The organism is Nocardioides luteus, assembly GCF_000960475.2.
GTDB classification, from domain to species: domain Bacteria; phylum Actinomycetota; class Actinomycetes; order Propionibacteriales; family Nocardioidaceae; genus Nocardioides; species Nocardioides luteus_A.
The window spans coordinates 66,070-81,023 of record NZ_JZDQ02000031.1; the positions used below are offsets into that span (position 1 = coordinate 66,070).

A 14,954-nucleotide genomic window follows, 5' to 3' on the forward strand; every position below is an offset into this window, starting at 1 on the left:
GTGGATCTGACGCACCAGTTCACGGTTCCGACCTCGGTCGAGGAGACCTGGGACAGCTTCCTGGACATCGGCTCGCTCGCCGAATGCTTCCCGGGAGCCCAGGTCACCTCGGCCGAGGGCGACACCTTCACCGGCACGGTGAAGGTCAAGCTCGGCCCGATCGCCATGGTCTACGCCGGCTCCGGGACCTTCGTCGAGAAGGACGAGGCCGCCCGCCGGCTGGTCGTCGAGGCCAAGGGGCGCGACAAGCGGGGCAACGGCACCGCCGGTGCCAACGCGACCCTGACGATGGCCCCGGAGGGCACCGGCACGAAGGTCGAGATCGTCACCGACCTCGCCGTCACCGGCAAGCCCGCCCAGTTCGGCCGCGGGGTCATGCAGGACGTCTCCGACAAGCTGCTCGGTCAGTTCGTCGCGTGCCTGGAGTCCAAGTCGGCCCCGGCTGCCGCCCCGGAGACCCCGCAGGAACCGGTTGCGGCGGAGCCTGTGGGCGACGTGACCTCGGAACCATCGGCGCCTGCCCCGTCGACAGCCGCAGCGGCGGCGCCGCAGGCGCCGAAGCACGCGGCGCCCAAGCAGGCCGAGGCCATCGACCTGGGCGCCACGGTCCTGCCGGTGCTGATCAAGAACTACGGCAAGAAGATCGCCATCGGGGTGGCCGTGATCGCGGCGGTGGTGATCGTCTACAAGCTCCTGCGGGGCTGAGACCGGTGTGCGCGGCAATCCGTCGCGCAAACCGGATACCTCTCGCGCAACGTGGATAGCGGAGCGCTGTTCGACCTCTCTAGCGTTTTGCTTACGCAGACCCCGCTGCGAGAGGAAACAGAAAAGTGAAGATCGCGGTCATCGGTGCCGGGTTCGCAGGAATTGCGTCGGCCAAGGTGCTCACCGAGCTCGGTCATGAGGTCACCGTCTACGAGAAGGCCCCGGATGTCGGCGGCGTCTGGAGCCGGACCCGTCGTTACCCGGGCCTGACGACGCAGAACAACAAGGACTCCTACACGCTCTCGGACCTGAGGATGCCCAAGGTGTTCCCCGAGTGGCTCAGCGGCGAGCAGGTGCAGAGCTACCTCGAGATGTACGTCGAGAAGTTCGAGCTCGCCCCGATGATCAGGCTCTCCACCGAGGTGCGGAGCGCCCAGCCGGCTGGAGGGGGCGGCTGGGACATCTCCGTGGCGGGGGCTGACGGCGAGACGACCGAGCACTACGACCATCTGACCGTGGCCAGCGGCGTCTTCTCGGAGCCGTTCGCCCCTGTGTACGACGGGGTCGACGAGCTGAAGGCCGCCGGCGGCACGATCCTCGCCGCGAGCGAGCTGCACGACCTGGAGACCGTCAAGGGCAAGGACGTCGTGGTCGTCGGCTACGGCAAGTCGGCCTGCGACGTGGCCGTCGAGATCGCCAAGGAGGCGGCCTCGACCACCGTGGTCGCGCGCCAGCTGCTGTGGAAGATGCCCCGCAAGATCAAGGGTGTCCTCAACTACAAGGTGCTGCTGCTGACCCGGATGGGGGAGGGGCTGTTCCCCTACCAGACCGTGCGCGGACCGGAGAAGCTCCTGCACGCGGGCGGCTCGAAGATGGCGGGCTCGATGGTCGGCAGCGTCGAGTCGGTCACCACCAGCCAGCTCAAGCTGAAGAAGCTCGGGCTGATCCCGAAGGGCCAGTTCACCGACATCGCCCGTTCGACCGTCTCGCTGGCGACCGAGGGCTTCTTCGAGGGCGTCGAGGCCGGCGACATCGCTGTCGAGCGCGACACCGAGATCGCCGCCTTCGTGACCAAGGACGGCAAGCCGTACGCCGAGCTCGCCAACGGCCGCGCGGTGCCTGCCGACGTGGTGGTGACTGCGACCGGCTTCAAGCAGGAGCTCCCGTTCTTCTCCGAGGAGATCCAGGACCAGCTCACCGACGACAACGGCGACTACCAGCTCTACCGCCAGATCCTCCCGCTGACCGTGAAGGACCTGACCTTCGCCGGCTACAACTCCTCGTTCTTCTCGCCCCTCTCGGCCGAGATGAGCGCCGTCTGGATCGGCTCCCACCTCGGTGGCGGCCACGAGGTCCCGTCGACGGAGGAGATGGAGGCTCATGTGACGGCGCGGCTCGCCTGGATGAGGGAGCGCACCGACGGCCACCACGCCCGCGGCACCAACATCATCCCGTTCTCGATGCACAACATCGACGAGGTCCTCGGGGACGTCGGGCTCGACGTCGGCAGGCTGACCAAGGCCGTGCAGTGGCTGCTGCCGATCAACCCGAAGGCGTACGCCTCCGTCACCCCCAGGCTCGTGGCGAAGCTGGCAGCGACGAAGAGCTAGTCCGGCGAGATGCCGGTGTCAGGGTGGGACCGGCATCTCGTTTCGGGTGGTTGTCGGGGTAGTCCGGTAGCGAACTGCCTATTACTCGCCGGTATATGGGCAGCTCGCTACCGGACTACCCCGCCGGCCGGGACCTTAGACAGTGATTGCGCCGTGTTCGCGTCGACACGGCGCCGGCTCCGCTACGCTCTTCGGTCAATCGAGCCACGGTCCAGGAGCCTGCCTTGCCCCGTCCCCTGCTGAGCCGCCACACCGTTGTCGCCACCACCGACGTGGACCAGGCTCGCGAAGCCGTGGCGGAACGTTTCTGCGCCCACTACCTGGCCCTGACGAAGGCTGGCTCGCAGCTCGACATGGTGCACAACGCCGCGCCTCTGGGCGAGGACGTGATGCTCAACTACATGCGCTACGGCGACGAGGTGCGGATCACCCCGGGCACCTTCGACGACTTCTACCTGATCCAGCTGCCGCTGGCCGGCAGCGCCAAGGTCAAGGTGGGGGAGCACGTCGTCCTCGCCGACCGCACCCGCGCCTCGATCGGCTCACCGACCGAGCCGGTCGACATGCTCTGGTCCGACGGCTGCGAGAAGCTGCAGGTCTACATCCGGCGCAGCGCCGTCGAGGAGGCGGCCGCCGGCATCGGCGGCTCCGGCCCGGTGGTCTTCGACCCCACCCTCGACCTCGCCCGCCCCGAGGTGCGCGACTGGCTGAAGATGGTGCGGCTGGCCTACGACAACGTCGAGGCCGGTGGCTCCTTGATGAGCTCTCCGCTGGTCGCCGCGCCCTACGAGCAGGCGCTCATCGGGGGCCTGCTGACGATCCAGGCCAACACGTCTCTGACCCTCGTCACCGAGAGCTCATCTCCCACGATCTCCCGTGCCGTACGCATGGCCGTGGACCTCCTCGAGGCGCACCCCGAGCGCCCCTGGAAGGTCGCCGACCTGGCTCAGCAGGTCGGCGTCTCCACCCGCACGCTGCAGGAGGCGTTCCAGCGCGACCTCGACACCACCCCGCTGGAGTACTGGCGACGCACCCGCCTCGACCGCGCCCACTCCGACCTGCTCGCGGCCGACGCCACCGCCACCTCGGTCACCGCCATCGCCGCCCGGTGGGGCTTCTTCCACCTCGGCCGGTTCTCCCAGGCGTACCGGGCGCAGTTCCAGGAGCTCCCCTCGCAGACGCTCATGCGCTGAGTCATGCGGCGCGGCTGATCATGCGAATTAAGGCCGGGATCTGCCCAGCCGGTGCGATCGTTGCGAGATCCTGACGCAGGGCGCAAAGTGAGATACGCCCCTTGTAATGGCCCGACTCGGCCGAGGTCTCCCGGGGCGCACTGACATATTGTTCGTGCTGGCCAGTTCTATTCGCGGAAGGGGTCGTTCGACAATGCATCCAAGTATTGCGCTCGGGGCAACAGTTCTGCCCGATTTGGAAGGGTGGACAGTCGATCGAGAGTATCCCGGTTCGGTTCCGACCGAAGGCGGGGACGTCGCGTTCAAAGACATCGGCGAACTTATTGATCTAGATGACGTTGACTCCTTTTCCCTCGCCGCATCCGGGGCATTAACAGTGGTCGTGGTCGTGGCGCATGCAGGAGGTGATGGCAACAGGTCGACTCTTACGATAGGGGTACTGATTGGAGACGACTCGGGTCCTGATGATTGGAGGAAGATCCTAGACAGCGACGGCCGTGATCGACGTCTTTCAATCGACACGGGTTGTCTGGCGATACTTGCCGGTGAAGATGTTGGGCGGCTTCAGCGGCTCGAAGGTGACCCGGCGAACGCCGAGAGGCTGTGGAGTCGGGTGACTTCATGGACAGATCATGCGTCTGAAGTTATAGACGGCGTGTGCTTTGTTGCCGCAGAGACAAACACATATTCATATTGGGGGAAGTACGGTGCCGACGGCACTCTCAGGTCTATATACCTGGATCTGTATGCCGAGTAGTAGACCCTGTGTCTTCAGGGCACGCGGACTCATTCACTCCTTGGCCGGTAAGCGGCCGACGAACGGGTTGTCGCTTCGAGCCACGCGGGCTTGCCTCGATCGGAATCACCAGCATGGCGACCATCCTGGCAGCGGATAGATGATTGAGCCCGACAGAAGATGTCGCACGAGGTTAGCTTTGCTGCTTCTCGTCACATTTGTCGGGAGTGGCTCGCGGGGGATCAAAGAGTTCTATTGGCCAATGCATCGGCGAACGCCCGTCTGGCTGATCAATGAAATGAAGAGCAATGCGAGTCTGCGCGTTGCGATCTGTGGAAGGCGGGATTTCCCTGGGGAAGTCGCCATCAGTCCTAGCGCCTGGTAAAGGGTCACCACTGGGGCTCGTCGCTGAACCCGCCGTAGTCGTCGAGGTCGGCGTCGTCGCGGCGGTAGCTCTCGCCGTCGCCGTTGCGCTTGTCGAGCTTGTCCTCCTTCTCGCCCTGGTTCTGCGGCTGGTCGGGAGGGTCCTCCTGCTCGTTGGGCTTGATCCGGGTCTTCGGGGTCAGCTTCTCCTTCAGGCGCTCCTCGACGGACTCGCCCTGCTGGGACTGCTTGGGGCCCTGGCCGGCGTCGGTGGGGCAGTTGCCCTCCTCCAGGGTGGCCAGCGCCTCCTCGTAGGCGGCCTTCGCGCCCTGCTGGTCGCCGGCGTCGCGGGCGCGGTCGCCGATCGCCTCCTGGGTGAGCGACATGTTGATGCGTACGGTGCACTCGTGGTCCTCGGGCACCCGCTCCAGCGCCTCGCCGTAGTAGGCGACCGCGCGGGCGTTCTCGCCGAGCAGGAAGGCGGCGTTGCCGGCGTCGAAGTGGGCGATCCAGGGCTGCAGGATGTTGAGGTTGCGGTTGGCGGAGTAGTGCTCCATCGCGGACGCGGCGTCGCGTACGTCCCAGGCGTCCCGGCCGGCGCGGTCATGGTGGTCCATCAGGATCACCTTCACCAGGAAGGCGAGCCCGATCACCACCGGCACGATCCCGGCCAGCAGCAGCGCGCGACGCACCATCTCGCGAGGGCTGCGTACCGGGCGGTCGATGGCCTCGACGGGTGTCTCGGTGAGGGTCACGACAGCACCTCCTCGGCCTCGTGCCCGCGGCGGCGATGGCCCCACAGCTCCCACAGCAAGAGTGCCAGCAGGGGGAAGCCGAAGATCCAGGCGCGCGACACCTCGCCGCCGGCGGAGGTCTTCTCGGTGAGCATCTCGGAGTCCCAGGTGGAGGCCTCGGTGGCGAGCTCCTTGGTCTCCTTCGTCGTGCGGTGGATCGTCTGAAGACCCATCTGACCTGCGATCTCGCGCAGGTTGGCGAGGTCGATCCGGGAGCGGGCGTCCTGTCCTTCGCCGTCCTTGAGGTAGCCGTCCTGGGGACGCTCGTCGTCCCAGGGCATCCGGCCGCCCTCCTCGCTGCCGTAGCCGAGCACGACGCCGCCGGCCGAGAGGTCGTCGATCTCGGCGAACGACTGCTGGTCGACGCCCTCGCGGGTGTTCTCGCCGTCGGAGGCGAAGACCACGATCCGGCGCCGCTCGGGGAAGCGCTCCTGGTCGCGCTCCAGGGCCGCGATCATCTCCTCGCGCGGAGCATCCACCATCGAGCCGGAGCCGTCGAAGGCCCGTTCGGCGTAGAGCCCGTCGACCCAGGCGTTGAAGGCGGTGGTGTCGTAGGTGAACGGCATCTCGGTGCGGACCACCTCGCCACCGAAGGTGATCGCCCCGAACCGGACCGACGGCAGCGCCGCCGAGAGCGCCTTGAGGTCCCGCTTGAGCTGCGTCATCCGGGCCTCGCCCTTGGGTCCGTCCTCGGCGACCATCGACCGCGTCCGGTCGACCACGACGAGGACGTCGAGATCGGCCGTACGCATCTCCGTCGGTGCCGCGCCCCAGGTCGGCCGCACGAGGACGACGACGGTGAGCAGGACGATCAGCACGCGGCGTACGAGCGTGAGGATCTGCCATCCCAAGGCGCTCATGCCGCCGCCTCCGTCGCAGAGCGGAAAGAATACGGACGCGGCGGCATGATGACCTGATCGTTCGCTCGCTTGCGCTCGCTCATCGGCCCACCTCGCTCGGTGCCCGGACCTGCTCGGACCACGGGGCCGCCGGCGGCGGCGCCGGGCGAGACCCCGGACCGAACGACAGTCGCCCGGAGCGGACCAGGGCGTAGACCCAGCCGGCGATCAGCATCAGAACGCCCACGACGATCACGAAGATCGGCCAGCCGGGGGCGTCGCGGATCTGGTATTTCGGCGGCTCGACGACCTCGTCGGCGGAGAGCCGGTCGATGCCGGCCAGGATGGACTCGATCGAGCCGTCGTCACCGAGCAGCGAGAAGGTGCCGCCGGTGTCGGTCATCGCCTTGTCGAAGGTGGCTCGCTTGTCCTCCTGGAAGCTGAGGTCGGCGGAGCCGATGCCGAAGAGCTGGACGTCGCGCTTCTTGGCGAACTCGGTGGCCTCGGGCAGCGTGTAGACCGGCGGGCCGCCCTGCGGGTCGTTGTCGGAGGCGACGATGACCGCCCGGCCGCGCTCGGAGTTGGACAGGTCGAAGCGCTTGACGCAGGAGACGATCCCGTCGCTGATCAGGGAGGCGCGTTCCTTGCCCAGGTAGGTGCCGGCGACGTACTCCTGGTCGCCGAGGGCGAAGGCCCGGCCGGCCCTGGCGAGCTCGTCCTGCACCCAGCCGTAGTCGTCGGTGAGCGGGAAGACGGTGACCGCGGCGTCGCTCCACAGGACCAGGCTGACCCGCTCGCCGTTGAGGCCGGCGACGAGCTGGGAGTAGGCCTGGGTGACCTGGGTGTCCTCGTCGAACATCGAGGTCGAGGCGTCCAGGCAGAGCACGATGTCGCGGGTGGAGTAGCGGTTCTGGGTGATGTCGGTGGTCTGCGGGCGGGCGATCAGCCAGATGCAGCCGATCACGGCGAGCGCGATCCCCGCGGTCTGCCACCAGGAGAGCCAGCGCTGCTGGTTCGCGAGCTCACGGAACCGGGGGAGCCGCTTGAGCCGCTCGGTGTGGGCGACGAGCACGGCATCGACCGGGCGGCGGTGCACCCGGGCGGCGAGGACGACGATCGCGGCGACGGCGACGACCGTCACGACCAGCACGATCATCCCGAGGACGGGCCATCTCAGGTCCATGTCGTCACCACCTGGCGAGCCCGGCTCAGCGCCTCCGGGAAGCGGTCGGACGCCTGCCCCTCCTCCTCGGAGGCGAAGGCGGGCGGATACATCACCTCGACGGCCATCGCCAGCGGGCGGGTGCGCGGATCGCTGCGTACGGTCGCCTTCAGGTCGGCGAGGACCATCTTGTCCGCCGGGATCTGGCTGACCTCGGCGACGTAGTCGCGCACGGTGCGGCTCAGGTGCTGGTGGCCGACCCGAGCCGGTACGTCACCGCGGTGCACGGACCGCTCGATCCGGTCGATCTCGGCCAGGTGCTCGGCACGCAGGTCACGGGGCTCCGGCACCCAGGGGGTCTCGACCTCGACGACCTCGCGGCGCTTGCGGGTCAGCAGGATGACCGCGAGGTAGTAGAGCGCCATCGCGGCGAGGAACGCGAGCGCGAGCACCAGCCACCAGCCCGAGTGGGCGATCGGCTGCTGGAACTCCTCGGGGACGCTACCGGCGCGCATGACGGTGCCTCTCCAGGAGGTGGAAGACCGCGCCGATGGCGGTGGTGTCGTCGCGGACCCGCTGGTAGGCGATGCCCAGGCGGTCCAGGGTGCCGCGCAGGCCCTGCTCCTCGGCGGCGGCCAGCTCGGCGTACTGCGCCTGGAGGACCGCGTCGCCGCTGAGCCAGCCCGGCAGGGCGGAGACGGTGTCGATGTCGACGGTCGGCGCACCGCCGGCCACCGCGGTGGTCGGGTCGAGGTCGTCGATGCCGGCGACCAGGACCTCGTGCTGGACGGTGAGGCGACGCAGGACCGCGGCCATCTCGTCGCTGACCGCGTGCTCGTCGGTGACGACGAGCAGGATCGCCCGGCGGCGTACGTTGGTGGCGATGTGACGCAGGACCGCGACGATGTCGGCCTCGGCGGCATCGGGGGTGATCGCGTCGTGGGCCTGCCCCAGCGCCCGCTCGAGCGCCACCTCGGTGTCGGCGGGCTTGGTGAGCTTCTGGGTCTCCGAGTCGCCGTAGGCGACCGCGACCTTGTCGCCGTGGCGTACGCCCAGCCAGCCGACCAGGCCGGCGGTGAAGATCGCCAGGTCGCGCTTGGTCGTGGTGCCGGTGGCCTGGGCCGCCATGCTCCGGCCCGTGGAGATCGCCAGCAGCACCAGATGCTGGCGCTCGGCGGTGAACCGCTTGACCAGCAGGCTCCGGGACCGTGCCGTCGCCTTCCAGTCGATGTCCTTCACGTCGTCGCCGGGGACGTACTCCCGCAGGTCGTGGAAGTCCATGCTGCGCCCTGTCTGGAGGCTGGCGTACTCCCCGTCGAGCAGCCCGACCACCTTGCGGTGGGCATGGATCATCAGCCGCGTGCGGATCCGGGGAAGGTACGTCGCCATGTGCTCAGGAGGGATCAGGGGCTGGGGACGGCACGGACCAGCGCATCGACCAGCATCTCGGGCTGGACCTTCTCGGCCAGCGCCTCGAAGCTGAGGTGGAGCCGGTGGCGCAGGATGCTGTGGCGCAGCTCGCGCACGTCCTCGGGGGTGACGTAGGAGCGGCCGAGCAGCAGCGCCGCCGCACGGGAGGCCTGCAGGAACGCGATCGAGGCGCGCGGGGAGGCGCCGATCTCGACGTAGGAGCCGGTCTCCGGCCCGAGCAGTTGGCGGGCGTTGCGGGTGGCCTGGACGAGGGCGACGATGTAGCGCTTGATCGCCGGGTCGACGTAGACGCGCTTGGTCAGCTCCTGGAGCCAGATCACGTCGTCGGGGTCGGCGACCGGGCGGGTCTCCTCGTGGTCGGGGCCGAGCGTGCCGGCCTCGATGCGCTCCAGGACGACGAGCTCCTCGCCCTCGCTGGGGTAGTTGACGATCTCCTTAAGGAGGAACCGGTCCATCTGGGCGTGGGGGAGGACGTAGGTGCCCTCCTCCTCGATCGGGTTCTGCGTGGCGAGCACCATGAACGGGCGCGGCAGCGGGTGGATGTGCCCGGCGATCGACGTCTGGCGCTCCTGCATCGCCTCGAGCATGGCGCTCTGGGTCTTGGCGGAGGATCGGTTGATCTCGTCGAGCAGCACGAAGTTGGCGTGCACCGGGCCGAGCTGGGTCTCGAACTCGTGGTTGCGCTGGTCGTAGACCTGGGTGCCGATGATGTCGCTCGGCAGCAGGTCGGGGGTGCACTGGATCCGGGAGAACTGGGCCTTGACCGTCTGGCTCAGCGTGCTCGCGGCCAGCGTCTTGGCCAGCCCCGGCACGCTCTCCAGCAGCACGTGACCCTCGGAGAGAAGCGCGATCAACAGCGCTGTCCTGAGCCGCTCCTGGCCGACCACACGGCTGCTGAAGGCGGTGCTGACCCGCCCGACGATCTCCTTCGCCCGGGCGATCTCCTCGGCGGACGGCGGGGCGAGGGTGGGTGCGGTGGTGGTCAAGGCGGCTCCAGGGGCATCGGCTGTCGGTCCCATCCTTTCCTACCAGCCTACGGAACGCATCTGGGGCCCACTCCAAAGCCGGTTCCGTGCACCGTGACGGGCCTTCGGAGGATGACGTGAACCACATATGTGGACAGAGCGTTCATATCTGTGGTTATATGGACGCATCGTTCACATCAACTCCTGAAGGAGATCACCATGACCACCACCAACAACACCCGTGTCGCACTCGTCACCGGCGGCTCGGGCGGCATCGGCGCCGCTGTGGTCGAGCGGCTGGCCCGCGACGGCTTCGCGGTCGCCGTCCACTACGCCGGCAATGCGGAGCGGGCCGAGAAGCTCGTCGCGGAGATCGCCGCGGCCGGCGGCCAGGCGATCGCGGTCGGCGGCGACGTCGCCGACGAGGTCGCGATGGCCGAGGCCTTCAAGGCCACCAGCGAGGCCTTCGGTGGCATCGACGTCGTCGTCAACACCGCCGGCATCATGGCCCTGAGCCCGATCGCGTCGCTGGACCTGGACGTCCTCGACCGGATGCACCGCACCAACATCCGCGGCACCTTCGTCGTCTCGCAGCTCGCTGCGAACCAGGTCCGCGACGGCGGTGCCGTCATCAACTTCTCGACCTCGGTCAAGAAGGTCGCGCTGCCGGGGTACGCCGCCTACACCGCGTCCAAGGGCGCTGTCGACGCGCTCACCATGGTCCTGGCCAAGGAGCTCGCGGGTCGCGACATCACCGTCAACGCGGTCGCGCCCGGCCCGGTCGCCACGCCGCTGTTCCTGGACGGCAAGGACGAGGAGACCATCGAGCGGATGGCCAACATGAACCCGCTGCACCGCCTCGGTACGCCCGACGACATCGCCGAGGTCGTCGCCTTCCTCGCGGGCCCGTGCCGGTGGATCAACGGCCAGGTCGTGTACGCCAACGGCGGCATGGTCTGAGCCGGTCGACGAACAGCAGGAAGGACATCGCCATGAATCAGATCGTCGTCATCACCGGAGCCTCGAGCGGCTTCGGCGCCCTCACCGCCCGCGCCCTGGCGCGGACCGGGCAGACCGTCTACGCCGGGATGCGCGAGACCGGGGGCCGCAACGCCCCGGCGGTCCGGGCTGCGGCCGACTACTCGACCGAGCACGGGGTCGATCTCCGTGCGATCGAGCTCGACGTCAACTCCCAGGACTCGGTGGATGCGGCCATCGCCCGGATCGAGGCCGACAACGGCCGCATCGACGTCCTCATCCACAACGCGGGGCACATGGTCGTCGGCCCGACCGAGGCGTTCACGCCCGAGCAGCTGGCCGAGCTGTACGACGTCAACGTGCTCTCGACCCAGCGGGTGAACCGGGCCGTGCTGCCCGGCATGCGGGCACGGGGCGCCGGCCTGGTGGTGTGGGTGTCCAGCTCCTCGGTGAAGGGCGGCACGCCGCCCTATCTGGCCCCCTACTTTGCCGCCAAGGCGGGCATGGACTCCCTCGCGGTCTCCTACGCCGGCGAGCTGGCCCGCTGGGGCGTGGAGACGTCGATCGTCGTGCCCGGCTCGTTCACCAGCGGCACGAACCACTTCGCACACTCCGGCCGGCCGGCCGACGCCGCGGTCGAGGCCGCGTACGAGACGCGCTATGCCGGGCTCATGGGCCAGGTGGCCGAGAAGCTCGCCGCGCTGGCTCCGGCCGACGCGGACGCGTCGATGGTCTCCGACGAGATCGCTCGGATCGTGTCTCTTCCAGCCGGTGAGCGTCCGTTCCGGGTCCACATCGACCCGGCGAACGACGGCTCGGAGGAGGTGTCTGACGTGGCCGATCGTGTCCGCCGCGAGTTCCTCACCCGTGTCGACCTCGCCGACCTTCTGACCATTGCTCGGTGAACCGGGTGCGGTCGGCAGCGCCATCCCGCTGCCGACCGCACCTCACCACCGACCCACTTTCCATGGAGCAGACATGAACAACCTCCCGAGATCGATCGAGACCTTCGTCGAGGCGACCAACCGCGGGGACTCCGAGGCCTTCGCTGCAGCATTCACCCAGGACGCGCTCATCGTCGACTGGGGCCGGAGATTCCGTGGCCGCGACGGCGTACGTGCCTGGAACGAGACCGACAACATCGGCGTGCAGGCACACTTCGACGTCATCGACTGGACGCCCGCGGACACCGGGGAAGCCTGGGTGGTCACGTTGCGGGTCAGCGGCAACGGCTACAACGGCACAGGGCCGATGACCTTCGAGCTCCGCGACGGGCTGATCGCTGAACTCCGGATCGAGTGATGACTCCTCATACACTGGCTCACCGATCGACATCAGAAGGGGGCGGATCATGACCGCCGAGGACGTTCCGCCACGCCGGGGACGAGGGCGTCGGCCCGCCGACGAGGTCCGGGCCGACATCCTCAGCACGACCGGCGAGCTGCTCCTCGCCGAGGGCATCGCTGACCTCACCTTCGATCGGGTCGCCCGGGTTGCGGGCGTCAGCAAGACCACGCTCTACAAGTGGTGGCCGTCTCGGGGCGCCCTCGCCCTGGACGGCTACTTCCACGCCGTCGAAAACACCCTGGCGTTCCCCGACACCGGCGACATCCGGGCCGATCTCCTCAGCCAGCTGCATGCCTTCGTCGCGCTGATGACGGAGACGGCCGGCGGATCGGCGCTGCTCCAGCTGATCGGCGAGGCGCAGACCGACCCCGAGCTCGCGGCCTCCTACCGAGCGCTCTACTCCGCCGAGCGTCGTCGCCTGGCCGTGGAGCGCCTCACCCGCGCGCAGGAGGCCGGCCAGCTCCGCACCGATGTCGACGTACGCGTCCTCGTCGACCAGCTCTGGGGATCGGTCTACCACCGGCTGCTCATCCCCGACGAGCCCGTCACCCGCGAGTTCGCCACGGCGCTGGTCACCAATCTCCTGGACGGTGTCGCAGCTCGCTGAGCGAGTCTCAGAAGACGTTGCGGGGCCGGAACTGGACCGAGATCCGGGGGCCGGCGGAGGAGACCTTGGGGATGGCGTGCTCCCAGGTGCGCTGGCAGGAGCCGCCCATGACGACGAGGTCGCCGTGGCCCATCTCGATGCTCATGCCCTTGCCCCCTCCGTGGGGGCGGAGGGCGAGGCGGCGGGGGTCGCCGACGGAGACGATCGCGACCATCGTGTCGTCGGTGCGGCCCCGGCCGATCCTGTCGCCGTGCCAGGCGACCGAGTCGTGGCCGTTGCGGTAGTAGCAGCAACCGGCGGTCACGAACGGCTCGCCCAGCTCGGGCAGGTAGTGGGCGGTCAGGCGGCCCCGGGCCTCGGCGAGCCGCGGGTGGGGGAGCGGGTCGCCCTGGCCGTAGGTGTGCAGGAGCCGGGGTACGTCGACGACGCGGTCGTACATCTGCCGGCGCTCCTCGCGCCACGGGACGTCGCTGACCAGTGCCGCGAAGACGTCGTCGGGATCAGGCAGCCAGGCTCGGGAGATGTCCATCCAGGCGCCGCGGTCCAGATGGATCCGCTCGTAGGTCGTCTCGGTGGTCTCGTCGTCCGTGGGTGCGAAGAGTGTTCCCTGGAAGTCCACCCTGGCAGCATACCTCTCGATCGAACATGTGTTCTAGCGAAATCTGGCCATGGATGTTTCGTTGCACTTCGCCTGCCTCATCTCGTTGCAATGTCACAACTTGACGAAATCCGGGACGTACGCGAGACGTAGACCTACGCTCAGCTCATGGTCCGGTCGGTCGAGGGTGAGCGGACGCTCAAGCACGTCCAGATCCGGGAGTACGTCCGGGAGCTGGTCGTCGGCGAGAGCCCGGGAGCCTCGGCGCCCTCCGAGCGCGAGCTGGTGCAGAAGTTCAGCGTCGCCCGGGCGACCGTGCGGCAGGCGCTCGACGCGCTCGTCGCCGACGGTCTGCTGGTCCGGATCCCCGGCCGGGGGACCTTCGTGGCGCGCCCGCCGCGGGCGGCCAGCCCGGTGCTCGGGTTCAGCGAGGAGATGGCTCGCCGCGGGATGCAGGCCTCCTCCGAGACGCTGCTCCTCGGTCGGGAGAAGGCCGGGCCGACCATCGCCCGTGCGCTCGGCATCACGGAAGGCGCGGCCGTGGTCCACTGGCGGCGACTGCGCCGCGGTGACGGGGTGCCGATCTGCATCGAGGACGTCTATCTCGACGAGGCGATCGTCCCCGGTCTGCTGGACCGCACCGCACCGACCAGCCTCTACGCCGAGCTGGCCAGCCGGCAGATGCGGCCGTCGTGGGTCGACGACACGTTCCGTGCCGATGTGGCCAACATCGAGGAGGCCACCCTCCTCGGTCTCTCGGTCGGCGTGCCGGTGCTCCGCCGTCAGCGGAAGTCGGTCGCCGGGGACCGCTACGTCGAGGTGTGCCGCTCGGTCTACCGTGCCGACCGCTATGCGCTGCACCTGCAGCTCGGTCCGTCCTGACCTCTGCTGAGCTCCGGCTCAGAGGTCGCCGAGCGGTGCGACCACGTCGCCGCTCTCCTCGCAGACCCAGATCGGGTCCGGTCCGCCCAGGTCGGGGGTGATGTGGAGCGAGTGCACCGGGGACTCGGGCGGACAGATGGTGCACACCGGCCAGCGCTCGGAGCTCTCGTCGAAGAGCACGTCCTGCACGTCCTGGGCGACCAGGCCCGCGACGTACGCCTTGCCCTCCGGCCACTGCTCGACCCACCAGCCGCGCTCGGTCATCGCGTCCTCGAGGGCGGAGACGGCGGCGGCGCCGGCGAGCCCGCGCGCATCGAGGTCATGGAGCACCCTCGCCCGAGCCTCGAACAGCACTGTCGTGTTCATCACGACCATTCTTGCCGACCGGTCAAGGAGGTGGCTCGAGCGTGGCGTCCGAGGGTCGACACGGTAAGAATGGCCCGTGATCCTCATCGACCCGCCGAACGTACCCAGTCGCGGCCGGATGTGGTCGCACCTGGCCAGCGACACCTCCTACGAGGAGCTGCACGCCTTCGCGAGCCGGATGGGGATCCCTGCCCGCGGCTTCGACCGGGACCACTACGACGTCCCTGCCGAGGCCTACGACGACATGGTCGCCGCCGGTGCCGTCGAGGTCACCTCCCGCGCCCTGGTCTCCGCTCTCCTGGCCGCGGGCCTACGCCGCCGCAAACCCCGCTAGCCCAGGCCTCACCCGCGTCGGCCGAGGCGTCACGTACGTCGGCC

Annotated in this window: 18 protein-coding genes; 10 read left to right on the forward strand and 8 right to left on the reverse strand. The window is 68.8% G+C overall.

Features of this window, described 5'->3' with window-relative positions:
* From UG56_RS20350 to UG56_RS28020, 4 genes are all read left to right on the forward strand, one after another.
* Entirely contained in the window at window positions 1-705 is a 705-nt protein-coding gene (locus UG56_RS20350) for an SRPBCC family protein (protein WP_045547822.1), read from the forward strand.
* Window positions 706-830: 125 nt separating this feature from the next.
* On the forward strand, window positions 831-2,315 hold the full coding sequence (locus UG56_RS20355; RefSeq protein WP_045547823.1) for a flavin-containing monooxygenase: 1,485 nt from the start codon (window positions 831-833) through the stop codon (window positions 2,313-2,315).
* Window positions 2,316-2,539: 224 nt separating this feature from the next.
* Window positions 2,540-3,508 carry an AraC family transcriptional regulator gene (locus UG56_RS20360; RefSeq protein ID WP_045547824.1) on the forward strand — a complete coding sequence of 323 codons (969 nt, stop codon included), beginning with the start codon at window positions 2,540-2,542 and terminating at the stop codon, window positions 3,506-3,508.
* Between the two features lie 193 nt (window positions 3,509-3,701).
* Window positions 3,702-4,265: a hypothetical protein gene (locus UG56_RS28020; RefSeq protein ID WP_143055128.1), complete on the forward strand. Its 564-nt coding sequence runs from the start codon at window positions 3,702-3,704 to the stop codon at window positions 4,263-4,265.
* A gap of 368 nt (window positions 4,266-4,633) precedes the next feature.
* Here the strand turns inward: UG56_RS28020 and UG56_RS20365 are convergent, their stop codons facing one another.
* The 6 genes from UG56_RS20365 to UG56_RS20390 all read right to left on the reverse strand — a co-directional run bounded on the left by UG56_RS20365 (window position 4,634) and on the right by UG56_RS20390 (window position 9,819).
* Window positions 4,634-5,362 carry a tetratricopeptide repeat protein gene (locus UG56_RS20365; RefSeq protein WP_045547825.1) on the reverse strand — a complete coding sequence of 243 codons (729 nt, stop codon included), beginning with the start codon at window positions 5,360-5,362 and terminating at the stop codon, window positions 4,634-4,636.
* Window positions 5,359-6,261, reverse strand: coding sequence for a vWA domain-containing protein (locus UG56_RS20370; protein ID WP_045547826.1), 903 nt, complete (start codon window positions 6,259-6,261; stop codon window positions 5,359-5,361). The genes UG56_RS20365 and UG56_RS20370 overlap by 4 nt, the downstream gene beginning before the upstream one ends.
* Window positions 6,262-6,340: 79 nt before the next feature.
* Complete coding sequence (locus UG56_RS20375) at window positions 6,341-7,423, reverse strand: vWA domain-containing protein (protein ID WP_045547827.1); 1,083 nt, start codon at window positions 7,421-7,423, stop codon at window positions 6,341-6,343.
* A complete protein-coding gene (locus UG56_RS20380; protein ID WP_045547828.1) occupies window positions 7,414-7,917 on the reverse strand; it encodes a hypothetical protein in 504 nt (167 codons plus the stop codon). The genes UG56_RS20375 and UG56_RS20380 overlap by 10 nt, the downstream gene beginning before the upstream one ends.
* Window positions 7,904-8,791: a DUF58 domain-containing protein gene (locus tag UG56_RS20385; RefSeq protein WP_045547829.1), complete on the reverse strand. Its 888-nt coding sequence runs from the start codon at window positions 8,789-8,791 to the stop codon at window positions 7,904-7,906. Before UG56_RS20385 ends, UG56_RS20380 begins: the two co-directional genes overlap by 14 nt.
* 14 nt (window positions 8,792-8,805) lie before the next feature.
* Window positions 8,806-9,819, reverse strand: coding sequence for an AAA family ATPase (locus UG56_RS20390; protein ID WP_177191518.1), 1,014 nt, complete (start codon window positions 9,817-9,819; stop codon window positions 8,806-8,808).
* A 198-nt stretch (window positions 9,820-10,017) separates the two neighbouring features.
* On the opposite strand from UG56_RS20390, the gene UG56_RS20395 reads away from it, so the two are divergent.
* From UG56_RS20395 to UG56_RS20410, 4 genes are all read left to right on the forward strand, one after another.
* A complete protein-coding gene (locus tag UG56_RS20395; RefSeq protein ID WP_045547831.1) occupies window positions 10,018-10,758 on the forward strand; it encodes an SDR family oxidoreductase in 741 nt (246 codons plus the stop codon).
* Window positions 10,759-10,790: 32 nt separating this feature from the next.
* The gene (locus tag UG56_RS20400; RefSeq protein ID WP_045547832.1) at window positions 10,791-11,681 is read left to right on the forward strand and encodes an SDR family NAD(P)-dependent oxidoreductase; all 891 of its coding nucleotides are present in this window, start codon (window positions 10,791-10,793) and stop codon (window positions 11,679-11,681) included.
* 73 nt (window positions 11,682-11,754) lie between these two features.
* Window positions 11,755-12,078 carry a nuclear transport factor 2 family protein gene (locus tag UG56_RS20405; RefSeq protein WP_045547833.1) on the forward strand — a complete coding sequence of 108 codons (324 nt, stop codon included), beginning with the start codon at window positions 11,755-11,757 and terminating at the stop codon, window positions 12,076-12,078.
* Between the two features lie 49 nt (window positions 12,079-12,127).
* A complete protein-coding gene (locus tag UG56_RS20410) occupies window positions 12,128-12,730 on the forward strand; it encodes a TetR/AcrR family transcriptional regulator (protein WP_045547834.1) in 603 nt (200 codons plus the stop codon).
* A gap of 7 nt (window positions 12,731-12,737) precedes the next feature.
* On the opposite strand, the gene UG56_RS20415 is transcribed toward UG56_RS20410, so the two are convergent.
* Window positions 12,738-13,349, reverse strand: coding sequence for an alpha-ketoglutarate-dependent dioxygenase AlkB (locus UG56_RS20415; protein WP_045547835.1), 612 nt, complete (start codon window positions 13,347-13,349; stop codon window positions 12,738-12,740).
* Window positions 13,350-13,496: 147 nt separating this feature from the next.
* On the opposite strand from UG56_RS20415, the gene UG56_RS20420 reads away from it, so the two are divergent.
* On the forward strand, window positions 13,497-14,210 hold the full coding sequence (locus UG56_RS20420; protein ID WP_045547836.1) for a GntR family transcriptional regulator: 714 nt from the start codon (window positions 13,497-13,499) through the stop codon (window positions 14,208-14,210).
* 18 nt (window positions 14,211-14,228) lie between these two features.
* On the opposite strand, the gene UG56_RS20425 is transcribed toward UG56_RS20420, so the two are convergent.
* On the reverse strand, window positions 14,229-14,576 hold the full coding sequence (locus tag UG56_RS20425) for a hypothetical protein (protein WP_045547851.1): 348 nt from the start codon (window positions 14,574-14,576) through the stop codon (window positions 14,229-14,231).
* 76 nt (window positions 14,577-14,652) lie between these two features.
* On the opposite strand from UG56_RS20425, the gene UG56_RS20430 reads away from it, so the two are divergent.
* Window positions 14,653-14,910: a DUF4031 domain-containing protein gene (locus UG56_RS20430; protein ID WP_045547837.1), complete on the forward strand. Its 258-nt coding sequence runs from the start codon at window positions 14,653-14,655 to the stop codon at window positions 14,908-14,910.
* Window positions 14,911-14,954 lie beyond the last annotated feature (44 nt).